Source organism: Microcoleus sp. OTE_8_concoct_300 (assembly GCF_031383065.1).
In the GTDB taxonomy this organism is placed as follows: domain Bacteria; phylum Cyanobacteriota; class Cyanobacteriia; order Cyanobacteriales; family Microcoleaceae; genus Microcoleus.
Map to the genome: position 1 here is coordinate 1 of NZ_JANMZH010000117.1, position 1,938 is coordinate 1,938.

Genomic DNA, 1,938 nt, shown 5'->3' on the forward strand with positions numbered 1-1,938 from the left:
TTGGGTCGCGTTTGCCAATTGTTTTGTATTCAGGAAAAAGACCGATCGCCCTGACTTCTTCCTGCCTTTACACTAAGCGGGCTAGTGAGTAAGATTGAAGCAAATACAAAAGGGCTGGCTATGTTCGATCGCACTCAATGGGTTTTGGCCGGTATGTCGATCGCACTTTCGCTTCAGTTAAGTCAGCCAGTTGCAGCAACCGTGTTTGTTGGCAAAGTCTTACAAACAGCACAAACTAACAGTAGCGAGGCTGCTGAAAAAGCATTAAACGAAGGAGCACAACTCTACCAGCAAGGAACGGCGGAAGCAAAAAGAGGTGCGATCGTCAAGTTGGAAGAAGCATTAAAGCTGTATCGAGAAGCGGGCGACAATAGAGGGCAAGCACTTAGCCTCCTTGGTCTTGGCAGAGTCTACTCAGATTTGGGAGAACAACAGAAAGCGCTAGAGTATTACAGCCAGTCACTTCCGCTTTTTCGGGCAACCGGCGATCGCCGCGGGGAAGCCGTCACCCTCAACAACATCGGCTTAGTCTACTCAGATTTGGGAGAACAACAGAAAGCGCTAGAGTATTACAGCCAGTCGCTTCCCCTGCGTCGGGCAGTGGGCGATCGCGGCGGGCAAGCTAGCACCCTCAACAACATCGGCGGTGCCTACTCAGAATTGGGAGAACAACAGAAAGCGCTAGAGTATTACAGCCAGTCGCTTCCTCTGAGTCGAGCAGTAGGCGATCGCCGTGGGGAAGCTAGTACCCTCAGCAACATCGGCTTAGTCTACTCCGAATTGGGAGAAAAACAGAAAGCGCTAGAGTATTACAGCCAGTCCCTTTCCCTGAGACGTGCAGTAGGCGATCGCCGTGGGGAAGCTTACACCCTCACTGGCATCGGCAGTGTCTACTCAGCCTTGGGAGAAAAACAGAAAGCACTAGAGTATTACAGTCAGTCCCTTCCCCTGTCTCGGGCAGTAGGCGATCGCAAGCAAGAAGCTACCACCCTCAACAACATTGGCGGTATCTACTCAGCCTTGGGAGAAAACCAGAAAGCGCTAGAGTATTACAGCCAGTCCCTTCCCCTGTCTCGGGCAGTAGGCGATCGCAAGCAAGAAGCTACCACCCTCAACAACATCGGCCTAGTCTACTCAGAATTGGGAGAACAACAGAAAGCGCTAGAGTATTACAGGCAGTCGCTTCCCCTGAGTCGGGCAGTAGGTGATCGCGCTGGGGAAGCTACCACCCTCAACAACATAGCTTTTGCCAAACGCGACCAAAACAATCTTACCGAAGCCCTCAACAATATTGAATCCTCTCTCAAAATTATCGAAAACCTCCGCATCAAAATTGCCCGCCCAGAACTCCGCAGCTCATACTTTGCGACAGTACAAAACTACTACGAATTATACATCGATTTGTTAATGCAACTGCACAAAACTAATCCTAAATCCGGTTACGATACAAAAGCCTTAGAGGCCAGCGAACGTTCTCGCGCCCGCAGCCTCCTCGAACTCCTCCAAGAAAGTAACGCCAACATTCGCGAAGGCATTTCCCCCGATTTACTGCAACAAGAAAAGAGCGTGCAACAGCAATTCGATGCCATTGAAAAGCAGCGCATCGAAGCAGTCAGCAGTCCCAACCCCAATCAAACTAAAATCGCTGAAATCGACAAACAGCGCCTCGCACTTTTGGAACAAAATCAGCAAATTCAAACCGAGATTCGTAGTGCTAGCCCCCGCTACGCTGCCCTCACCCAACCCCAACCTTTAACACTGCCAGAAATTCAGAAACAGATTCTCGATGACAACACGATTTTATTGCAGTATTCCCTCGGCGAAGCTCGCAGTTATTTGTGGGTTGTAACATCAACGGGACTAACTAGCTATGAATTGCCAAAACAGGTTGACATTGAAACAGCAGCAACAGCTTTCCGCACAGCAATAACTAGCAGA

The 1,938-nt window shown here is 49.8% G+C and carries 1 protein-coding gene; it reads left to right on the plus strand.

Annotated elements, in window-relative coordinates; all coding sequences use genetic code 11:
* Window positions 1-120 precede the first annotated feature (120 nt).
* The coding region (locus tag ACUVJL_RS05775) for a tetratricopeptide repeat protein (RefSeq protein ID WP_445244983.1) at window positions 121-1,938 on the plus strand (1,818 nt) is incomplete at its 3' end.